General features: G+C 40.0%; 18 protein-coding genes. 9 read left to right on the forward strand and 9 right to left on the reverse strand.

Features of this window, described 5'->3' with window-relative positions:
- The first annotated feature begins 59 nt into the window (after positions 1-59).
- Positions 60-776, forward strand: a complete 717-nt coding sequence (locus tag CVT08_RS02730; RefSeq protein WP_107856947.1) for a basic amino acid ABC transporter substrate-binding protein — start codon at positions 60-62, stop codon at positions 774-776.
- Positions 777-876: 100 nt separating this feature from the next.
- Positions 877-3615, forward strand: a complete 2739-nt coding sequence (locus CVT08_RS02735) for a M16 family metallopeptidase (RefSeq protein ID WP_107856948.1) — start codon at positions 877-879, stop codon at positions 3613-3615.
- A gap of 177 nt (positions 3616-3792) precedes the next feature.
- Here CVT08_RS02735 and CVT08_RS02740 read toward each other — a convergent pair whose 3' ends face one another.
- From CVT08_RS02740 to CVT08_RS02750, 3 genes are read right to left on the reverse strand one after another with little or no spacing between them, the layout of a single operon-like run.
- A complete protein-coding gene (locus CVT08_RS02740) occupies positions 3793-4698 on the reverse strand; it encodes a hypothetical protein (protein ID WP_107856949.1) in 906 nt (301 codons plus the stop codon).
- 51 nt (positions 4699-4749) lie between these two features.
- A complete protein-coding gene (locus tag CVT08_RS02745; RefSeq protein WP_087581498.1) occupies positions 4750-4971 on the reverse strand; it encodes a nicotinate phosphoribosyltransferase in 222 nt (73 codons plus the stop codon).
- Positions 4972-5003: 32 nt separating this feature from the next.
- Positions 5004-5297 carry a putative quinol monooxygenase gene (locus CVT08_RS02750; RefSeq protein ID WP_021084216.1) on the reverse strand — a complete coding sequence of 98 codons (294 nt, stop codon included), beginning with the start codon at positions 5295-5297 and terminating at the stop codon, positions 5004-5006.
- 161 nt (positions 5298-5458) lie between these two features.
- On the opposite strand from CVT08_RS02750, the gene CVT08_RS02755 reads away from it, so the two are divergent.
- Both CVT08_RS02755 and CVT08_RS02760 read left to right on the forward strand, forming a co-directional pair.
- Complete coding sequence (locus tag CVT08_RS02755) at positions 5459-7912, forward strand: molybdopterin-dependent oxidoreductase (RefSeq protein WP_107856950.1); 2454 nt, start codon at positions 5459-5461, stop codon at positions 7910-7912.
- An 88-nt stretch (positions 7913-8000) separates the two neighbouring features.
- Complete coding sequence (locus CVT08_RS02760; protein WP_107856951.1) at positions 8001-9107, forward strand: D-TA family PLP-dependent enzyme; 1107 nt, start codon at positions 8001-8003, stop codon at positions 9105-9107.
- Positions 9108-9441: 334 nt separating this feature from the next.
- On the opposite strand, the gene CVT08_RS02765 is transcribed toward CVT08_RS02760, so the two are convergent.
- The 6 genes from CVT08_RS02765 to CVT08_RS02790 all read right to left on the reverse strand — a co-directional run bounded on the left by CVT08_RS02765 (position 9442) and on the right by CVT08_RS02790 (position 17196).
- Positions 9442-11274 carry a dynamin family protein gene (locus tag CVT08_RS02765; RefSeq protein ID WP_107856952.1) on the reverse strand — a complete coding sequence of 611 codons (1833 nt, stop codon included), beginning with the start codon at positions 11272-11274 and terminating at the stop codon, positions 9442-9444.
- On the reverse strand, positions 11267-13348 hold the full coding sequence (locus tag CVT08_RS02770; RefSeq protein ID WP_107856953.1) for a dynamin family protein: 2082 nt from the start codon (positions 13346-13348) through the stop codon (positions 11267-11269). The genes CVT08_RS02765 and CVT08_RS02770 overlap by 8 nt, the downstream gene beginning before the upstream one ends.
- 203 nt (positions 13349-13551) lie before the next feature.
- Positions 13552-14295 carry a hypothetical protein gene (locus CVT08_RS02775; protein WP_103630596.1) on the reverse strand — a complete coding sequence of 248 codons (744 nt, stop codon included), beginning with the start codon at positions 14293-14295 and terminating at the stop codon, positions 13552-13554.
- 220 nt (positions 14296-14515) lie between these two features.
- Positions 14516-15130, reverse strand: a complete 615-nt coding sequence (gene thiE, locus CVT08_RS02780; protein WP_107856954.1) for a thiamine phosphate synthase — start codon at positions 15128-15130, stop codon at positions 14516-14518.
- Positions 15123-15881, reverse strand: coding sequence for a bifunctional hydroxymethylpyrimidine kinase/phosphomethylpyrimidine kinase (gene thiD, locus CVT08_RS02785; protein ID WP_107856959.1), 759 nt, complete (start codon positions 15879-15881; stop codon positions 15123-15125). The genes thiE and thiD overlap by 8 nt, the downstream gene beginning before the upstream one ends.
- A complete protein-coding gene (locus CVT08_RS02790) occupies positions 15868-17196 on the reverse strand; it encodes an aminotransferase class V-fold PLP-dependent enzyme (protein WP_107856960.1) in 1329 nt (442 codons plus the stop codon). The genes thiD and CVT08_RS02790 overlap by 14 nt, the downstream gene beginning before the upstream one ends.
- Before the next feature lie 110 nt (positions 17197-17306).
- On the opposite strand from CVT08_RS02790, the gene CVT08_RS02795 reads away from it, so the two are divergent.
- The 5 genes from CVT08_RS02795 to exbD all read left to right on the forward strand — a co-directional run bounded on the left by CVT08_RS02795 (position 17307) and on the right by exbD (position 20797).
- Positions 17307-18140 carry a DUF234 domain-containing protein gene (locus tag CVT08_RS02795; RefSeq protein ID WP_012140141.1) on the forward strand — a complete coding sequence of 278 codons (834 nt, stop codon included), beginning with the start codon at positions 17307-17309 and terminating at the stop codon, positions 18138-18140.
- A complete protein-coding gene (locus CVT08_RS02800) occupies positions 18137-19123 on the forward strand; it encodes a sensor histidine kinase (RefSeq protein ID WP_107856955.1) in 987 nt (328 codons plus the stop codon). Before CVT08_RS02795 ends, CVT08_RS02800 begins: the two co-directional genes overlap by 4 nt.
- Positions 19123-19779, forward strand: coding sequence for a cysteine hydrolase family protein (locus tag CVT08_RS02805; RefSeq protein WP_107856956.1), 657 nt, complete (start codon positions 19123-19125; stop codon positions 19777-19779). Before CVT08_RS02800 ends, CVT08_RS02805 begins: the two co-directional genes overlap by 1 nt.
- Positions 19780-19998: 219 nt before the next feature.
- Positions 19999-20427, forward strand: coding sequence for a TonB-system energizer ExbB (gene exbB / locus CVT08_RS02810; protein ID WP_107856957.1), 429 nt, complete (start codon positions 19999-20001; stop codon positions 20425-20427).
- The gene (gene exbD, locus CVT08_RS02815; RefSeq protein WP_012140137.1) at positions 20414-20797 is read left to right on the forward strand and encodes a TonB system transport protein ExbD; all 384 of its coding nucleotides are present in this window, start codon (positions 20414-20416) and stop codon (positions 20795-20797) included. Before exbB ends, exbD begins: the two co-directional genes overlap by 14 nt.
- Positions 20798-20799 lie beyond the last annotated feature (2 nt).

Genomic DNA, 20799 nt, shown 5'->3' on the forward strand with positions numbered 1-20799 from the left:
ACAAATTTTAATAGATAAATGCCGATAATTAGGGCATTAAATCACCTTAAAGGATAGACATGAAAAAGATATTTGCTCTTTTACTGACAGCTTTTGTTGCTCTTTGCGCAAACGAGCTAAAATTTGGTACAGCGGCAAACTACCCGCCATTTGAATACATCGATGAAAACAACAAAATAACAGGCTTTGACATCGACCTTATAGATGAAATTTCAAAGCGTGCTGGCTTTTCATATAAGATAGTAAATATGAGCTTTGATGGTCTCATCCCAGCGCTTAAAGCTGGCAAGATAAATGGCATCATAAGTGCGATGAGTGCGACTCCAGACAGACTAAAGTCGATCGACTTTACAAAGCCATACTACCTAACTGAAAACATCTACCTAAAGAAAAAAGGCAACGACGCTTTAAAAGCTAAAGAGGAGCTAGCTGGCAAAAAAGTAGGCGTGCAACAAGGCACCATCCAAGAGCTAGCTGCAAATGCGATAAATGGCGCAAAAGTAGTGCCTTCAGAAGATACTGTGCCACTCATCATGGGGCTAAAAGTTGGCAAATTTGACGCGGTTATCCTTGATAGCTCGATCGGCTATGGCTTTATCAAGAAAAACCCTGAAGTAGAGGCATTTTTCAAAGAGGTTGATGGCAGCGAGGGCTTTTCAATAGCTTTTGATAAAAATAAGCAGAGCGAGCTTATCGCTAAGATAAATCAAATTTTAGATGAGATGAAAAAAGACGGCAGCTACGACGCATTGCTTAAAAAATACGAACTAAAATAATACCTCCCAACTAGCCTGCTAAATTTGCAGGCTAGCTTTATCTTGCATTTTAAAATTTATACTAAAATCCGCTTTTACATAGAAATTTAAAGGATGGATTATGAGAAAAATTCTGCTGTTTTTGTGCCTGGTGCTTAGCCTAAATGCACTCCAAAATGACAAAGATATGCTAAGTGGCGAGCTTGAAAACGGGCTTAAATACTATATAAAAGAGAATAAATTTCCGCAAAACACAGCCATCTTTTACCTAGTTGTAAATTCAGGCTCGACTGATGAGAGAGAGGGCGAGCAGGGGCTTGCGCACTTTTTGGAGCACATGGCGTTTAATGGCAGTCGCGACTTTAGCAAAAATGAGCTCATTAAACAGCTTGAGAGCCTTGGGGTCAAATTTGGCGCTGATCTAAACGCACAAACCAGCTACGATCAGACGAGCTACACGCTAAGCATAAATGTAAATGATAAAAATTTAAAGGACGTTTTCAAGGTCTTTTCAAACTGGATCGATGGCGTAAAGATCGATGCAGGCGAGCTTGATAAGGAGCGTGGCGTCATAATGGAAGAGGAGCGCCAGCGAAACACGCCAGCTTATAGGCTCTATCTTGCCCAAAGTAAGGATATCTTTGCAGGTAGCATCTATCAAAAAAGAGTGCCAATAGGCGACATGAACGTGATAAAAAGCGTGGATGCTAAGCACATGCAAGAGTTTTACGAGAGGCTTTATCAGCCAAGATTTATGAGCTTTGTGGCAGTTGGCGACTTTGATAAAAACGAGATAAAAACTCTGATAGAAAAAAGCTTTAGCGCAGCAAAAAATAGCAACTATTACGCTCATCCAGACAAAAGTATCGCTTTTAAAGATGGGCTAAACGTCTTTAACTACGACGCAAACGAGACGGCGGCTCAGTTTGTAAGACTTAGCTTTTTTGATAAATTTAAGCCAGTCTTGGATGAGGCTGATGTGAAGAGAAATTTAAAAGATGCGCTAATAGCTAGCCTTATAAATATGCTTTATGAGCAAAAAAATGCAAATAATTCATCAAATTTAAGCGTTGATTTTATGGCGCAAACGCTTCAAGCAAAGCAAAAAATTTATAGCTTTGAGGCAAATGTGATCGGAGATGATTTTAACGCTAGCCTTAAAGATATGTTAAGCGTTTTAAAGGGCATTGAGAAATTTGGCTTTAACAAAGGCGACTTTGCCGATGTTAAAAAGGCGTTTGTGGCAAACGTGGAGACTAAATTTAAACGCTCAAAAACTAAAAAATCAAGCGTTTATGCAGGTGAAATTTTAAATATGATCGAAAATGGCGGCTTTGTGCTAAGCGATGAAGATAGCAAAAACCTTAGCCTAAAGCTCTTAAATGAGATCACGCTAGAGGATGTTAATGCGAGATTTAGGCAAATTTTAGCCATACCTGATGAGCGCGTGAGGGTCTTTAGTAAAGATGGCTTTAAGCTTAGCAAAGATGCCTTTTTAAAGCTAAAGGATGAGGCAAAACCTTACGATACAAATTTAGCTAACGTGAGCCTAAATAAGAGCCTTGGCAATGAAAATTTAGAGCCAAAAGATACCCTTTCTAGTGAATTTGACCAAAAGCATGGCATCTACACTTATAAGCTGCCAAATGGCTCGCAAGTCATCTTTAAGCCACTAGCTACCAAAAAAGATAGCATTTTGTTTGCAGCCATTAGCAAGGGTGGCACTTCAGATCTAGCTGATCCTAAGCTTGGTGGTTTTGCGGTTGCGCTCACAAATGAAAGTGGCGTTGGCAAATTTAACAACTACGAGCTTTCAAAGGTGCTAAACGACAAGATAGTAAGCTACGAAAAGAGCATAGAGGCGCTTACACAGGGCTTTTACGGCTCTTCAAGCAGTGGTGATCTTAGCTCGCTGCTAGCTGTTATAAATTTAGAGTTTAGCTCTCCAAGAGCCGACGCAAACGTGCTTGAGAGGATAAAACAAAGAGCAAAAGATGAGCTAGCTAAAGAGCAAAATTTACCTGAATATAAATTTAGCACCGAGTTTAGCAAATTTTTTTACGAAAACAACAAGCGTGTAGCGCCCATTGAGATGGCTCAGATCGACGCGCTAAAGCTAAATGAGCTAAAAAAGGTCATCAAAGATAAATTTACAAACGCAGCCTCATACACCTTTGTAATCATTGGCGACACCGACGAGCAGAGGCTTTTGCCACTTGTTAAAAAGTATATCGCCACCTTGCCAAAGCTTGGCGAGGCTGAAAATTTTAAAGATGATGGCGTGCGAAGTATCAAAGGGCAGCACACCTTTAAAAGAGAGTATCAAAGCACAAAAAGAAGCGATGTGAGCGTGGATATAATAAATTTAGATACAAAATACAGCTTCAAAGAGGTGGTCAAGCTAAGAGCGCTAAGCTCAGTCTTAAAAACGGCGCTTCGTGAAAAGATCAGAGAGGACAAGGGGCAAACATACGGCTTTAGCCTAAACGCCAAGCTCTCACGCTATCCGTATGAGCACTCAAAGGCGGTGATCGGCTTTACTTGCGACCCTGCAAACACGGACAAGATCATCGCCGAGATAAAGGAGATAATAGCTAACATCAAGCGCAGTGGCGCGCTCTTGCCAAAACATTTGGAGGATTTTAAGGCGCAAAGTGAAATCTCTATAAAAAAAGACTATGAAAAGCCTGAGTTTTGGCAAAATCTCATCATCTCAAATAAAATTTTTAACACGCCACTTTATACGGCTGATGAGTATATAGATGCGGTTAAAGCGGTCACAAATGACGATATCAAAGAGGCTGCTAGGCTATATCTTGATGAGAAAAATATGGTGATAAGTATAAATAATCCGAAGTAGAAATTTTGGGGGCAGCTGGCTTTTTAAATTTAAGACTAAGTAGAAATTTAGAGAGCTAAATCAGTCCCCAGAAATCTAAGCCCAGGCAGAAATTTGAGAAGTCAAACTGGCTTTTTAAATTTAATATAGAAATAGAAATTTAGCGCGCTAAGCCAGCCCCAAAATTTAAACCTAAAGCTAAGCCAGTATATCCTTTGGTTTTATCTTGTTTAGCTTTTGCACCAGATCATCAAAGCTTGCGCCGTTTTCGACCTCACGCCTGATAAATTCCTCAAAAAACTCGCGTTTTATATCTTTATCCGTGTAGGTCACGCTCTTTTTGGTAACTTGCATAGGCTTAAATTTCTCTTCTTCTATATCCTCATCACCATCTTCCCTAACTGGCACAAGAGCGATATTTTGCAGCACATCAGCGATATTTTCGCCCTTTTCATAACTTGTTTTTAGAAATTTCAAAAACTCATCTTTGCTGTTTTTATCAGCGTAGCTTACACGCTGTGGCATCGCTTGACCTAAGATCTCTATGCGCTTCTTAGCCGATGTTTGCTCGTAAGAGAGAGCCCCGTCTTTAAAAGAAATTTTCACATTTGCATGCTCACCAAGTATCCTTTCGGCGGTAAATTCCAGCCATTTGTCTTTAAAATCGTCGATACTTAGATCAGAGTCTAGTAAATTTGTAGCCTCACGACTTAGATGAAGTGTGCCATTGTCGTGATTGTTGATTAGAGCGCCAAGAGTATTGGTAACGTTAGTAGATATTTTGTAGGTTTTGTTAAACTCATCTACGCTAAAGCCATTTTTCTCGCTAGTTAGGATAGAATTTAACCTCCAAAGCTTCGTGCTATCAACGAAATTTTTAAGGCTAGCAACTTCATCTTTACCCATAGAGCTATCAAGCCCGTTCATCTTGCCCCAGATAGAAATTTTATCATTTGACGAGTAGCCAGAGAGCGATAGATGCTTGATGTCTAGGGCATTGGGAGAAATTTTTACTTTGCCTAAATTTGCGATAGTCGTTGGCTGCTTATTAAAAGCGTCTTGATAGTTAAAGCTTTGATTAAGTCCATTTAGCGCATTTATCATGTCAAATCCTTTAACACTATATCGGCAAATGGATTTAAATTTTAAGTTGGATTATTTTTTATTGCGGTATTTTTCGAAAATGGCGATCATCTGGTGCGAGTCTTGCGCGACTTTGAGCTTGTTTGGGTTTTTGCTAAGCAGCTCTTCTCTTAAAGCGTCGATGAACTCCTTGTCCTTTTTGCAGGCTTCAAGGCTCACACGTCCTCTAAGTATAGCCATAAAAATAACATCGGCAGTCGCGTTTATCATCTCAAGCATCTTTTCTTCGCTCATTTTTCTAAATTTTGCCCCTTTTTAAGCAAATATTATTCCTTTACGCTTACAAAATTTATTATTTTCACCTCTTGGCTCTCTTTGCAAGCCTCCAGAGCAGCTGCGTTTTTCACCATGTGAGCGCTCTTCATGTGCTCTTTTTGGCTCTCTAAATTTTCCCAGCTCTCCATAAAGCAGTATTCGCTTTTAGAGCCCGCAACCACGCCACACTCGTAGCTTATGCAGCCTTTGTCTTTTCTAGAAGCTGGCACGATCTCTTTTAAAATCTCTTCAAATTTTGCCTCACATCCAGCTTTTAACTTTACATTTACATAAAATCCTACCATTTGCCTATCCTTTAATATTTTTTGGCTAAAATAACGCAATTTAGACGCAAGTTTGCGTATTACATTACAAGGCCTTTTCATGACTAGATGATACAAAATACTAAATTTATAACTCATAAAACTAACCAAAAACAGTAAATTTAACTAAAATCGGAGAAAACATGAAAAGACGAGACTTTTTAAAGCTTGGTGCCTTAAGCGCAGCAAGCCTTCAAGCAAAAGAACTTGACGGAGCAGCTCAGGCACTTTTTGACAAGCAAAGTGGCCTAAGTGCAAACAAATTTGGCCCATTTTATGTAAAAACTATCGCAGGTCGTGTGGTAGAGACTGAGCCATTTGAGGGCGATGCGTGCCCAAATGAGCTAAACAACGCACTTCTTGATCATATCCAAAACGAAAGCCGTGTAAAATATCCATTTGTTAGAAAGAGCTTTTTGGCTGACCCAAACAACCCAAAGCCAGAGCTTCGCGGCAAAGAGGAGTTCGTGCGCGTTAGCTGGGATGAGGCGATAAAGCTAAGTGCGAAAATTTTAAAAGAAAATTTCGATAAATACGGCTCTGAAGCGATATACGGACAAGTTTATCAGTGGGGTAGCCTTGGCAAAGTTGGCCACAGCCAAAAGACCGCAAAGAGGCTACTTAACGTGCTTGGCGGATATGTAAATGAGCTTGGCGGCTACTCGTACGGCGCAGCAACTGTCATCATGCCTCACATCACAGGCTCGATCGACCCGACGCTCGCGCCAACAAAGTGGGAGGCTATCTTAAAAAATGCCAAAACGATTGTATTTTGGGGCACAAACCCAGTCGTTTCAAACAAGATCGCCATTGGCGTGCCGCTTCACAACTCATATAAATACTACGACGAGATCAGAAAAAAAGGCGAGAGCGGCGAGATGAAAATTTATAGCGTGGACGTTTATCACAATGAAAGCGCAAGATATTTTGGCGCAAAGTACCTTGAAGTCGTGCCTTGCACCGATACGGCGATGATGATAGGTATGTGCAACTACCTTTTTGAAAAGGGGCTTTACAGCAAAGAATTTATAGAAAAATACACCGTTGGCTTTGATAAATTTAAAGAGTACATGCTTGGCACAAAAGACGGGGTCAATAAAAACCTAGCTTGGGCAAGCAAAATTTGTGGCGTGATCGAGCAAAAACTGGCGAAATTTAGCGAGGATCTAGCCAAAAACGACTCAGTTATAGTTAGTGGCTACGCCATACAAAGGCAAGATCACGGTGAGATGGCGTATTGGGCGCTTGTGACGCTAAATGCGATGCTTGGACACATCGGCAAAGAGGGTTGTGGCTTTGTCACAAATGACGGAATGCACAAAAATGCTGATGAAAGCTTCATAGCGCCTAAACTAGCGGCTTTTGAGACGAAAGTGCCACAAAAATTTATTGATAGCGGGCTGGTGCCAAAGACTAAGGGCTACGAGCTGCCAAACTCAAGGCTCATAGACGCACTTTTAAGCCCTGGCAAAGAGATAACTAGAAATGGCAAGAGTTACAAGCTACCAAAGATCAGAGTGATGTTTAACGCCAATGGCTCGACATTTACAAGGCATCCAGAGACAAATAGAGCGATAAAAGCGATGCAAAAAGTGCAAGCGATCATCACTTGCGAGCCATTTTGGACGAGCACAGCCAAATTTAGCGACATCGTCCTGCCAGCTGCGCTTGAGTGCGAGCGAACAGACATCGAGTTGGCAAACTCAACAAGTGAGTATCTCTTTGCTATTAAGCCGCTTGTCACGCCATTTGGCGAGAGCAAGAGCGACTTCGAGATCGCAAGGCTCATCGCAAAAGAGTGGGGCAGGGAAGAGGCATTTAGCGAGGGCAAAAGCGAGCTAGAGTGGGTCAAGGAAATTTACGAAGATGCCGTTAAAAAGGCTGCTGGGCTTGGGTATGAGAGCATGCCAAGCTTTGATGAGTTTTGGCAGAAGGGATATTTTAGATTTGACAAGGTAGATGAGTCAAAACGCTACTTTACAAACTACAAGAAATTCCGTGATGACCCAGAGGCAAATCCGCTAAAAACGCCATCTGGAAAGATAGAAATTTACTCTGAAACGGTTGCTGGCTTTGGCTACGACGACTGCCCACCGCATGCGACGTGGCTTGAGCCGTTTGAGTGGCTGGGTGCGAAAAATAAAAAGTATCCTATCGCTATCAGCGGTGCGCACTCTAAATTTAGGCTTCACTCGCAGCTAAATAACTCTGTGCTTCGCCATTTTAACGAGATCGCAGAGCGCGAGCCAGTGCTCATAAACCCAAAAACAGCCGAAACTAGAGGGATAAAAATGGGCGATGTGGTGAAAATTTACAACGACAGGGGCGAAATTTTGTGCGGTGCATTTGTGACCGAGGACGTGCCACAAAACGTCGTCATCGTGAGCGAGGGCGCTTGGTACGACCCAGATGTGCCAGGCGAGAAGAGCCTTTGCTTGCACGGAAATTTAAACGTGCTCACAAAAGACGTGCCATCAAGCAAGATGAGCCAGAGCAACACCGCCCATACAAGCCTTGTCGAAGTCGAGAAATTTAAGGGCACGCCAAAGCGTGTCAGGGCGTTTGACGCACCAAAGATCGGCGCAAGAAAGGCCTAAAAGTAACACTTTGAAAATTTAAAGTGCTAAAAGCTATCCTTTTTTAAATAATTAGAGTTAAAATCTAAGAAAAAAGAAAGGATAGCTCATGAAAATCACCGAGATAGACACCCCAGCGCTACTCATAGACAGGGAGATAGTGCTAAAAAACTTAGAAAAAATGCAAAAATACGCTGATAAATTTAATGTAAGCTTAAGACCACATACCAAAACGCACAAGATGCCATACTTTGCGAAAATGCAAGTGGCTCACGGTGCAAAGGGCGTCACGGTGGCAAAGGTGGGCGAGGCTGAAGTGATGGCAAAAGAGGGGTTAAGCGACATTTTCATCGCAAATGAGATCGTCACAAGGCAGAAATTTGCTCGTATCATAGCCATGCAAAAAGCCGGCGTTAAAGTGAGCTTTGGCGTCGATAGCGTGGGCGTTTTAAGGCTCATTGATGAGGTATTTGGCGAGGCTAAAGAGGTGGCTGAGCTACTTGTCGAGATAGAGGTTGGCGAAAACCGCTCAGGTGTCATAGAAGAGGGCGATTTTAAGGCTTTGATGAGCGCTTTTGGGGAGTGTAAAAACGCGAAATTTTGCGGCGTTTTTTCGCATGATGGCCACTCATACAAGGCAAAAGATAAGCGTGAGTGCGAGCAAATTTTTAAAGTAGCGACCGAGAGAACGCTAAAATTTGCTGGTATCGCGCGAGAGTTTGGATATGAAAATTTTACCGTTAGCATCGGCTCGACGCCATCACTAATAAACGACTTTGAGATACCAAAAGGTTTCACTGAGCTTCGCCCTGGCACATATATATTTATGGATGCGTCGCAGGCAAATGCTTATGGCAGCTTTGATATGAACGCTGCTAGCGTGCTTAGCGTCGTGATCTCAAGGCCGACCGCGACCCGCACGATCCTTGATGCTGGGGCAAAGGCGCTAACTAAAGAGAGGCGCAGTGAGGGCTTTTGCACGACGCCTGGCATGGGGCTCATCGCAGAGCATGAAGTGTGGATAGATAGCCTGTTTGACGAGCATGCGATCATCTTAAACGAGAAATTTGCTAACAGCGTGCGTGTGGGCGATCTTGTACGCATCTATCCAAATCACATCTGTCCGGTGGTAAATCTATACGACTACGCCTATCTCGTAAATGGCGATGAGGTGTGCGAGAAAGTGCCTGTTTTGGCAAGGGGCAGGGTAGAGTAAAATTTAGTTGATATATCTGCGCATGCAGTGCGAAGCACTAAAGCATGCACCTCTAACGTCGTCTGGCTTTACTTCGACTTCGTCTCGTAACTGCAAAGCAGACAGGGGATTGTTAAGGGGGAAGGGAGCGACTTCGTAATTCAAGCCTCTTCCCCCTTAACAAAGAAGCAAAACTTTAAATTTATAAAAACTATTTTTGCGAATTTTAAAATTCCATTCGCTCGCAAGAATTGACTACTAAAATTTGGCTTCGCTTATCGCTTAGCTCAAATTTTAGAGCCGAAATTACTCGTTCATGAAATTTTAAAATTTGATAGACAGTCACTTAGCGCGGTTAATTTAATACCACCGAACTCCCTTTTAGCTTTTTTAGCTTTAAAATTTGCTCTTTTGGTTTTGCTTTTAGGCGTTCAAGCATCGCTATCCTTTGGGCGTAAATTTCATTAAATTCAGCCTTTATATCAAGCAAAGTTTTATTTAAAAAAGAGTTGTTTGAGCACATAAGATCGTCAAATTCATAAAGGCTAAAGGCATTTAGCATGCGATCAAAAACCTCTTTTGCGCTCGGGATGTAAAGTGGTGTGCCCATTTGCAGGTGCGAATTTAGCGAGTTTTCGATCTTTTGCTTTAGAAAATAAACCGCAAGCTTAAGCGCATTTTCGTAGTTTGATGCGACCTTTACGTCAAGCTTTTCAAAAAAGAGCGATATCTTTTGCGTAGCCTTAAATTTGGCATTTTCATACTCTCTTAAGAAGTTCTCATAGGTTCTGCCAGCGTAGGTGTTTATAGATTTTGTCTCGTAGTTTGAGGCAAACTCATCAAATGGATTAAAACTCTCGTAGCGAGATTTGTAAATAAAAAGCTCATCTTCTAAGCTTTTATAAAGCTCATCAAAAGCCGATATGATCTCGTTTTCAAGCTCTTTTAGATCTCTTTTGTAGCGTTTAAAAAATTTAGAAAAGACGATATCTTCATAGATGAGCTTTGAAAAGACCTCGTCCGTATCAAGGCTCATCATCTCAAAGTTCTCACGCTTATAAATTTCTTTGTTTAAAAGCGTCTTTGCTGGGTTAAATTTTGTCCTAGAAAATGGCTTAAGTAGCTTAAAAACCTCATCACTAGCAAGCTTTATAGCCTCGCTCATATCGCTATATCTCAGGGTGATTTTAGGCCTAAACTCCTCTTTTATAGCTTCTAGTTTTTCTTCAAGCGTGCCATTAAATTTATCCAAAATTTCACCAGCTGCACTATAAACTTTAAGGCGGTTTTCTTGCTCAGCTATTAAAAAATTTACTATCTTTTTCGCCCTTGCTTTTATGAAATTTTCTTTAAAGTTCACGTTTAAAAACGTCTCTTTTACCGCACTTAGTGCTTTAGCAAAATTTGAGCTTTCTAGCTCGCTCTTGTTTTCATTTGTGATGCCATTGAGCGCTTGCTTTGATGAGATGGCGATGATATCTTCAAAAAGCTCGCCATAAGTTTGCCTAGCATGCTTTAGCAGACTTTCAAGCTCGTCCTTGCTTAGCTTGTCCTTTTGGTTAATGAAACAAAGCGCCTTTAGGTCGTTTGTCTTTAAAATTTCTTCTACGCTTTCAAGCTCGCTAGCCTTTGCTGCGTTATTTGCAAGGCTTAGCCAGATCGCGCCGCAGACCTTTTTTAGCGTGTTTTTGGTCTCTTTTGTGTCGGCATCTCTTAGCGAGTTTAGCCCTGGAGTGTCGATGAAATTTACCTCTTTTAAAATTTCACTTGGCGCATAGAGCGTCATGCTTTTTATCTGCTCGCTCATAGCGTTTAGCTGGGCAAGCTCGCTGCTGGCTAGCAAGCTCTCGCTGCCGTTTTCAAATTTCACGCTAAGAAGCGGCATCTTTGCAAATTTTAGCCGCACAGCCTTTGCTGTTACAGGCGTTAGACCTGATGGCAAGATGTTTTGTCCAAGCAGAGCGTTTAAAAATGTTGATTTGCCACTTGAAAACTGCCCTATAACAGCGATGAGAGGTGGCTCATTTAGCGTGTCGATTAGTAAATTTAGGCTCTCTTTTATCTCATCGCTTGCGTGCAGGCTTGGATCATTTAGCTCATTTACCAGCCTTGCTAGCTCGCCCTTAAAGTCGCTTGTAAAAACCTTAAAATATCTCGCCTTATAGGCATTTATAAACTCGTTAAACATTTTCTAGCTCCCCTAAAAGCGAGCAAATTTCATCTTGCAGGGCACTTTGCTCTTTTAGTTTTAAAAGTGAGTTTTGATTTTGCGAGCTAAGATTTTCTAGCTCATGATCTAGCTCTTTTAGCCTCCTATCAAGCGTGGCTTTTTGTGCGGTTTCATAGGTTTTTATGAGATTTAAAAGGCAATTTTTTTCATGATCAGTTAAAATTTCACAAAATTGAGAGATATTTTTATCTTTAAGTAAGCCCTCTTTTAAGTCTAAAAGTGCGTCACTTGCATCATTTGAAATTTTAGCTCTAAATGCAGCTAAAAGTTCCTTAAATTCAAGCTTTACGCCCATTTGCTCTAAAAAGTCATTGATGTTAAAAACCTCGTCTTTGCTCATCACATAATCATCAAAATTTAAAGCGATGTTTTGCTCGCAAGCCTTTGTTTGCACCAAAGTCTCGTTTCTAGCTTCTCTCATAAGTGCCATCACACCGTCACGAAGCGTCGTTTTTGCTATTTGCTCTAGTCGCTCTAAATTTAAGCTTTGCTTTTTACTTTTGCAGTAGGCTATCTCACTTTTTACCTTGTCATTTAGATTTTGCAAAAGCGTCTCAAGCCCCATTTTATAGATATTTTTGGTGTTGCTACTTTCAAGTTTTGCAAGCTCATTTTGAGTTAGACTTTCAAGTTTGGATAAATTTTCATTAAGTGTGTTTTTGACGTTTGCCTGCTCATTTTGAAGCTTTTTAAGCTCCACTTCATAAGCTTTGAGCGACAAAATTTCAGCCTTAGTAGCTTCAAGCTTGCTATTTAGGATATTTTTTAGCTCCTTTTGATACGAGCTTAAGATAAGGGCTGATTTTTTAGAGTTTTTACCAAAGAGAACCTCGTAAAGATAGTCTTTAAACTCCTCTACACCGCTATTTACAGCGCCTTCTAAGTAGCTTTTTGCACTAAGCGCAAAATAATCAATCTCCACGCCATTTATCCGCTCGCCGATCGCTTTTTTAGTGTAGTTTAGCGTCTCGTTTAGCTCTTTGGCACTTAGCTCATCAGCGTGAGTTAGCACCACGGCAAGCCTTACGATATGCGAGTTTTCAAGGCATTTTTTCAAAAATAGCGCGTCCTTTTGTGTGGCACTTTGTGAGGCGTTCATCAGGTGAGCTAAAAGGTCGCACTTTTTCATAAAATTTGTAGTGATCTGCTCTCTTAAAACCACCGCGTCATCGATGCCTGGTGTGTCTATGATGCAAACATTGTCATTTAAAAGCTCCAAGTCGTCATAAAGCTCGACACTTTTTACAAGATTTGCTGTTTTTGAGCTTGAAGAGGTGTAGTTTTTTATCTCGTCTATGCCGATATCTACGCTTTTGCTTGGTAAATTTTCGCTTGGTATGCCAAGCGCTAAAAGCTCATCTAAGGTATAAAAATTTACCCTTGCAAAGCTATCTTTGGAGTATTTTAAAATGGTTAAATTTATCGTTTCTGGCACGTTTGAAGCGCCAAGGACGGATTTGTTTAAAAGGGCATTTAAAAGGGTTGATTTGCCAGAGTTTATGACGCCACTTGCAGCTATGTTAAAAAGCGTTTCGTTTGATCTTTTTTTGGCTGCCACAAGCGCCTCTAAAAATGTTTTTTCATTATCAAGCAAGCTTGCTTTTTCGTTTATCTCGTTTAAAAAGTCTAGGTTTTTATGGAAGTGATCTTTTGGCTTTATATGAGAAATTTTAGCCTCATTAGCACCTTTGTTTTTGCTTATGATCTTTTCTAAAAAGCCAAATTTCTCATCATCTATGATCTTTTCATCACGCAATATTTCTAGGTATTTTAATATCTCATCGCTTGAAATTTTAGCCTCATTTAGCGCTTTAAGAGTCGCAAGCTGCGCACTTTGTATGCTAAATATATCAAGCTCAACCTTAAGCCTTTTTAACACCGCTCTAAACTCATCAAGCGCCATAAACTGATCTAAATTTTTCTCGTCGCAAACTAGAAGAAGAGCTAGCAGATCTGGGTAAAATGGCACGCTAGCAGCAGCATTTGTATAAATTTTATTTGCACGCCAAGCCTGTTTTAAAAACTCATCCATAAAGACTCTTTTTGTTGATATTTTGGGATTTTATTAAATTTTTACTTATGAAGCTATCAAAGAAGAGTTACGAGCTTTAGTAGATGGTAAAATATAATTTTAACTTCTCAAAATAACAAATTTGCTCTTATCAAAATGAGTAAGAGCATGCTTTTAAAATGTAATACTTTTAAACTTAAATATATTTATTTTAGTATCAAAATTTATCTTGCGTAAAACATCGCCACCAAACCGCGGTTTATATCTTTTGTATCGCCGTCATCTATCTTTGTAACCTTTGAGATATTAACACTTTTATCGCTATTTATCGTGAAGGTAAGCTCAATAACTCTCTCATTTATCTTTTTAGTATTTTCACCAAAATAGATCACTTCTGGCTCTTTTTGCGAGTAGTAGGCGGCATATTTGCTTTGAGCTACGACGTTGTCAAAGACCCATTTTTGCTTGATATCTAAAATTTGAGCAAGCTCATTTTTAAACTCAAGATCACAGCTAACAGAGGCTATGTAGCTAGCGCTTTCTTTCGTCGGATCAAATTTACAGTGCTTGTTCGCGATAGATAAAATAGTCTCTTTGTCTATGCTTTTGCCGTTCTTTAATATGCTATTTGCGCTATCAAGTGCTAGCTCCAAGCTGTTATCAACTTTTTTTTGCTGAGCAGCCTTGGCATTATTTAGAGCTTTTATGTAGCCATTATTTTTTCTTTTAAACTCATCTTCAAGTACATTTTTCCCCACTACGCAGCTTACTTTAACCACTTTCTTTCCATCACTACTAATGTCTTGCCACTGAGTACTTGAGCAACCTTTAAAGCTATCTATCGCCGAGCCTATTGTTATTGATTTATTACCTTTTAAAATATAGTTTTTAACAATGCCTATATTGCTTTCCTTGCAGCCCACTAATAATAAAAGTGCGCTAAATCCTAGAAATAGAGCCTTTTTCATCATTTTACCTTTTTGTAAATCTGACAAAATAGTACCAAACTAAAGTTTAAATTATTATGATTTTATTAAAATAAATTACATAAATATAATTTATTAAAATAGTTTTAGCGGTCAATTCTTACCAATAGTGAAAGTTTTAAAATTTGCAAACACGGCTTGATTGAATTTAAAAATTTGTTTTATCATAATTCAAAATAAATTTTACGAAACCAGCTTAGGTTTAGAAATTTAGCTCAATTATCTTTTGTAAAATTTTGATATTTTCTTTGATGTTGCCATCTTTGTATATCGCTGAGATGATAGCGATGAGATCAGGTTTGACGTGTGAGAGCGAGCCGATATTTCTCTCATTTATACCGCCTATGACGCAAACTGGTAGGTTTAAAATTTGCTTTGCCTCTTTAACCACTTCGAGATCACATTTTGTAGCATTTGGCTTTGTGGGACTTACAAAAACAGAGCCAAAAGCAACGTAGCTAGCCCCGTTTTTAGCGGCATTTATGGCTAAGCTTATATCGTTATAGCAGCTAACGCCCACATATGCGTCCTTACCTAAAATCTCAAACGCCTCTTTTATGCCCTCGTCCTCTTTACCTAGATGAACGGCCTTAGCGCCTATCTTTTTAGCAAATTTGACATCGTCATTTACGATAAATTTCGTGCCAAATTTCTCACATAAATTTAAAATTTCACTTGCAAGTCTTTCGTTTTTGACCGCTTTTTTTGACCTAAACTGAAAAAATTTAACCCCACACTCTAAAATTTCTCTAGTGTACTCCAAAGCCAAATTTTCAGGCATTAGCAAGTCATCACTTATAGCGTAAATTTCAGCCATTAAACCCTGCTTTATGGTCTATAAGCCGTGCGCCAAATTTACTTTTATGAGCATTTTTTATCCCATTTGCCACAAATTTTTTAGCCATTTTTATGGCGCTTACTAGATCGTTTTGTTGCGCTAAAATGGCCGCTAGCGAGCTTGAGAAGCTACAACCAGCGCCGTGCATCACTCTAGGCTCAAAAAGCTCCTCGCTAAATTTCACCACTTCGCCGCCTTTTAGATAGAGCGTATCCTCGCAAATTTCATCGACTTTTGTTCGCTTTAGCACCATATCGCAAGGCAAATTTGCAAAGTCAATACTCAAAATCCTAGCCTCATCCACATTTGGCGTGGCGACACTTGCGAGCTTTAGTAGCTCTTTTAGCGCTTCGATCGCTGCGTCTTCAAGCAGTTTTGCCCCTGATTTTGCCACGCAAACTGGGTCTATGACAACTGGCACATTTTTAGCTCTTAACTCCTTTAAAAACGCGCTTACAACGGCTATTATCTCCTCGTTAAAGAGCATACCAACCTTCACAGCGTCTATGTCAAGCTCAGCTAGCACCATCTCAAACTGAGCTTTTACCATCTTTGCTGGCATCGCAAGCACGCTGCTAACGCCATTTGTATTTTGCGCGGTCACGGCTGTGATGACGCTTGCACTAAAGCAACCAAACGCCTCGCAGCTTTTTATATCCGCCTGCACTCCTGCACCGCCGACGCTGTCGCTTCCAGCAACTATCAAAACATTTTTCTTACTCACCGACACACCCACTTATCTCTTTTACGTCAAAAGGGTCTTTGACCTGCCACGAAAGTGCGTATTTCTCGATACTTTTCTTGATCGCACTCACCAAATAATCAATATCCTCAAAGGTATGCGTATAGTGCAGGCTGACCCTCACCCAGCCTGGCTTGTGGGTGAAGCTTGGATCCTCTTTTAGCCCCAAAAGATCATGCCCGTATGAGCCTGCGCACGAACAGCCAGCACGTGTTTGTATGCCATACTCTTTGCTTAAAATTTTTGAAAGCTCGTATGGGGCTACGTTTTTTACATTAAATGAAAAAATGGCAAGGCGCTTTAAATTTGGCGGGCAGTAGCTTATAAGCTCTGGGATTTCTCTTAGCCTTTGGCAAAGATAGTCGCTAAGCTCGCTCTCGTTTTCATAAATGGTAGCAAGCCCTATCTCTTCTCTTAGTCTGTAGGCTAAATTTGCACGTATAAGCCCCAAAATAGGCGGTGTGCCAGCCTCCTCAAGTGCCTCTTGATCCTTTAAAAATATATGGTAGTTTTTGCTCACATAGCTTACCGTGCCACCGCCTGCAAAGCTTGGCACATCGTCATTTGCTAGCACTTTTTTGATGGCCAGTAGCCCACAACTGCCAACTCCGCCAAGAAGCTTATGCGGCGAGATAAAAAGAGCGTCAAAGTAGTCGCAGTCTAAATTTGCATATGCACTAAGGCTCGCCACATCAAATGCCACGATACCGCCAAATTTCTTCACCATCGTATAAATTTGCTTGTAGTCGCTTATGACGCCTGTAACGTTTGAGGCTGCGCTAAAGCTAGCGATGATCTCACGTCCTTGGTTTATCTTTAAAATTTGCTCCAAATGCCCGAAATTTATACCGCCATCTTTTGCGAGCCTTATGCGCTCGACCTCGCAAAGCGCCTCTTTAAAGCTAATCTCATTTGAGTGGTGCTCATAAGGGCCAAGTATGACTAACGGCGAGTCGTTGTTTGGCTTTAGATCAAACCTTCTTTTAGCAGCTGGAGGCACGTAAAGCCCCAAAAGCTCCTGAAATTTCTTGATCGCACCAGTGGCACCGTATCCAGTGGCTATGAGATAAAACCTATCATCAAGCCCAAGCGCGCGCTTTAGCTCGCTTCTAGCGTTATCATATAAAAGCTGCGTTTTATAGGCGTTTGAGGATGTTAGCGAGTGGGTGTTGGCGTAGGTTTTTAAGATATCAGCGACCTCGTCTTCGATAGGCTTATACGCAAGTCCTGAGGCGGTGTAGTCGAAATAATGTATCCCTTTTTTTAAAATAATATCTCTTCTAATGTGCTCTAAATTTACCAACTTTAGCCTTTTAGTTTTTGCGTGATTATAATTAAAATTTTCTAAAAATATGCTACAATCCGCCACACAAAGGATACGAAATTTTAGCCATAAAATCGACATTTGAGCGGATGAAACACCTTGGTATTGCTGAAGTTATAAAATTTCATCTGGTTTTTGATGACTTTTTATTAAAGGGCTCATACTACGATGTTTTTGAGGCGATTAGGGCTGAAATTTTAGATGATTATAAAAATTTGATGGCTAGGTTTTACTTTGACGAGGACAGCGACGAGGCCATCAAAATGGCTCTTATTAAGCTTGCTAGAAGCGACAGGAAGAAATTTAGCGTAAATAAAATTTTGCCCCAAAGCATGACAAATAGGGTCTATGCAAAGCTTTTTAGCAAGGATTTTTTAGTGCTTGAAAAGAGCCAAGAAAAGCCACGAGTAAAAAACAAACGCCAAATTTTAAAAAAGAGCGAGCGAGCTTATAAGATAGAGGATAAAATTCATTTTAATAGCCATTTTTCAAGGTTTTGGTTTAGATTTATCGAGCCAAATTTAAGCCTTTTAAAAGAGGGTAGGAGTGAAGAAATTTTAGAGCTTATAAGAAGAGAATTTGACGAGTACGCAAGCCTTGGATTTGAGCTTTTAAGCGGCGAGCTAATGGCTAAAAAGCTTGGATTTAACGGCATTTTGCTAAGCTCATTTTGGAGCAAAAACATTGAGCTTGACATGCTTTTTAGCATAAATGGCAAGATAATAGTCGGCGAAGCAAAGTACAAAGAGCGAAAAATTTGCAAAAATGTCTTAAATTTAGTCCTTCACAAGTGCGAAAGGCTAGGCATAAAGCCTGATATCGTGGCGCTTTTTTCAAAAAGTGGCTTTAGCAACGAGCTTTTGGGCTTAAAAGATGAGCGGCTTAGGCTTTATGAGATAAAAGATTATGAGGAGTTGCTGTGAGTGATATCGATATACAAAATGGCCTAAAAAGCCTGATAGAGCAGACCTATCTGATAGAGCGTGAGTATAAAAATTTGACCGCTTCTTATATGAGCTTGCAAGGTTTTATAAAAGATATCGTGGAAATTTTGCCAAATGCCATTTGGGTGCTTGATGAAAGTGATGAAATTTTCTTGCAAAACTCAGAGGCGCAAAAGCTTGGCAAAGCGTTAAATTTCATCCCAAAAGATGAGGGCGAGCTAAATTTTGGCTCACAAATTTATCTTGTAAAAAAGGTGGTCAAAGATGATAAAAAGATCATCTCGGCTACCGACATAACGCAGGAAAAACGCACCGAGCGCTTAGCCTCGATGGGTCAAGTAGCAGCGCACCTAGCTCACGAGATAAGAAACCCCATAGGCTCTATCTCGCTTCTAAATTCCACCCTTTTAAAAAGGGCTGAGCCAAAAATTTTACCTATCGTCGAGCAGATACAAAAGGGAATTTGGCGGGTTGAGCGCATCATCAAAGCCACACTTCTTTTTACAAAAGGGCTTAGCATCACGCCAAAGGAATTTAACTTTTTAGATATCAAAAGCGAGTGCGAGGAGGCGCTTAAATTTTATGAGTATTCAAAAGATATAACTTTTGAGCTAAATTTCCCTGACGCCCTTTATAGTGGCGACTTTGACCTCATCGCGATGGTCTTTCAAAACATTTTATTTAACGCCATAGACGCCATCGAAGAGGACGAAAACGACGAAGGTGTGGTGAGACTAAGCTACGAAAAGACACCAAATGAACATAAATTTATAGTCTATGACAGTGGTGTCTCTATAAAAAATGAAAACATAGTCTTTGAGCCATTTAAGACGAGCAAACTAAAGGGCAATGGCCTGGGGCTGCATCTTTGCCTGCAGATAATAGAAGCGCACAAGGGCAGCATAGAGATAACCCTTGAGCCAAAGACATTTTGTATAAATTTACCTATAAAGGAGAAGTGATGAGTGAAATTTTAGATGAGCTAAATGCGTGGCAAAATGGCCTAGAGGCGCTTAAATTTAGTGAAATTTTTAAAAATGGCAGCGAAAAAGTGGCATTTATAAGCGTTGATATGATAAATGGCTTTTGTTGTGAAGGCGCACTAGCTAGCAAGCGTGTGGGTGAGCTCTCAAAGGGCATAGCAGATACTTTTAAACTAGCAAGGGATAAATTTGACCTTAAAAATTTCATCCTCATCCAGGATGCTCATGAGCCAAATTCAGCTGAGTTTGCGAGCTTTCCAGCTCATGCTTTAAAAGGGCAAAATGAAGCACAGGCAGTTGATGAGCTACGAAATTTAGACTTTTTTAGTGAGATGAAGACTTTTTATAAAAACTCACTTAGCATAGCTTATTCGCAGGAGTTTAATAAATTTATAAGTAAATTTGATAGCTTTGTCATTATGGGCGACTGCACCGATATGTGCGTCTATCAGCTTGTCTCTCACCTAAGGCTTAGCGCAAATGAGCACAATTTAAAAAGAGAGATCATAGTGCCAGCAAATTTGGTGCAAACCTACGACGCACCAGGGCATAGTGGCGACTTTTATCAAAATGTATTTTTACACCACATGCAAATGGCACTAAACGCACGTGTAGTAAAAGAGCTAGAAATTTAGCCATATATTTATATTAAAAACAATTATCAAGTTATAAAATTTAGCGCTTATCTATCGTATTTATATAATTAATAACGCAGATTTGCGCTAATTTTCAGATCTATTCTCTTTAAATTTCTCTTATTATAAAATATTTTTAGATTACATTTTTACAATATATTTGACATTAACTATCAATATAGTTATAATCACGCTCAAATTTTAAAAATAAGAGGTATTATGGAACTTTTAAAACACAACATTGACTATATAATCATCGGTATTTTGGGCGTTATGAGCTTTTTTGTGCTTTGGTATACGATAGAGCGTATCATTTTTTACTCACGCGTTAATATAAATGGTTACGCAAACATAGAAACTCTTGAAGAGGCGCTGACAAAAAATTTAACCACACTTTACATCATCTACTCAAATGCCCCATATATCGGACTTCTTGGCACGGTTGCTGGCATAATGATCACATTTTACGACATGGGTATGGCTGGCGGCATCGATACAAAAAGTATCATGATAGGTCTATCTTTGGCACTAAAAGCGACCGCATTTGGCCTACTTGTGGCGATCCCGACGCTTATGATCTACAACGGCTTTGTTAGAAAAGTCGATGTCATGATAAACAGATACAAGGCCAAAAATGCGTCTAAATAAAAAAGATGGGTTAAATATCGTCCCATTTATCGATATCATGCTCGTTTTGCTAGCCATCGTGCTAAGCATCTCGACCTTCATTGCTCAGGGTAAGATAGCAGTTGATCTACCAAGTGCAAACAGCACCGAGCAGATAAAAGAGGACGAGAAAAAAGTGAGTGTCGTTATCGATAAAGATAATAAATTTTTTATAGATGACGCGGAAATTTCGGAAGATGAGCTGAAAGATAAGCTAAATGCCATTGATACTAAGACTTTAGTGCAGCTAAAAAGCGACAAAAACGCTAAATTTGAGAGCTTTGTGAAGGTCATAGATATATTAAAAGAAAAGGGACACGAAAACTTTGCAATCCAAACAGTCTCTGAGTAAAA

Source organism: Campylobacter concisus, assembly GCF_003048835.2.
Lineage (GTDB): Bacteria > Campylobacterota > Campylobacteria > Campylobacterales > Campylobacteraceae > Campylobacter_A > Campylobacter_A concisus_D.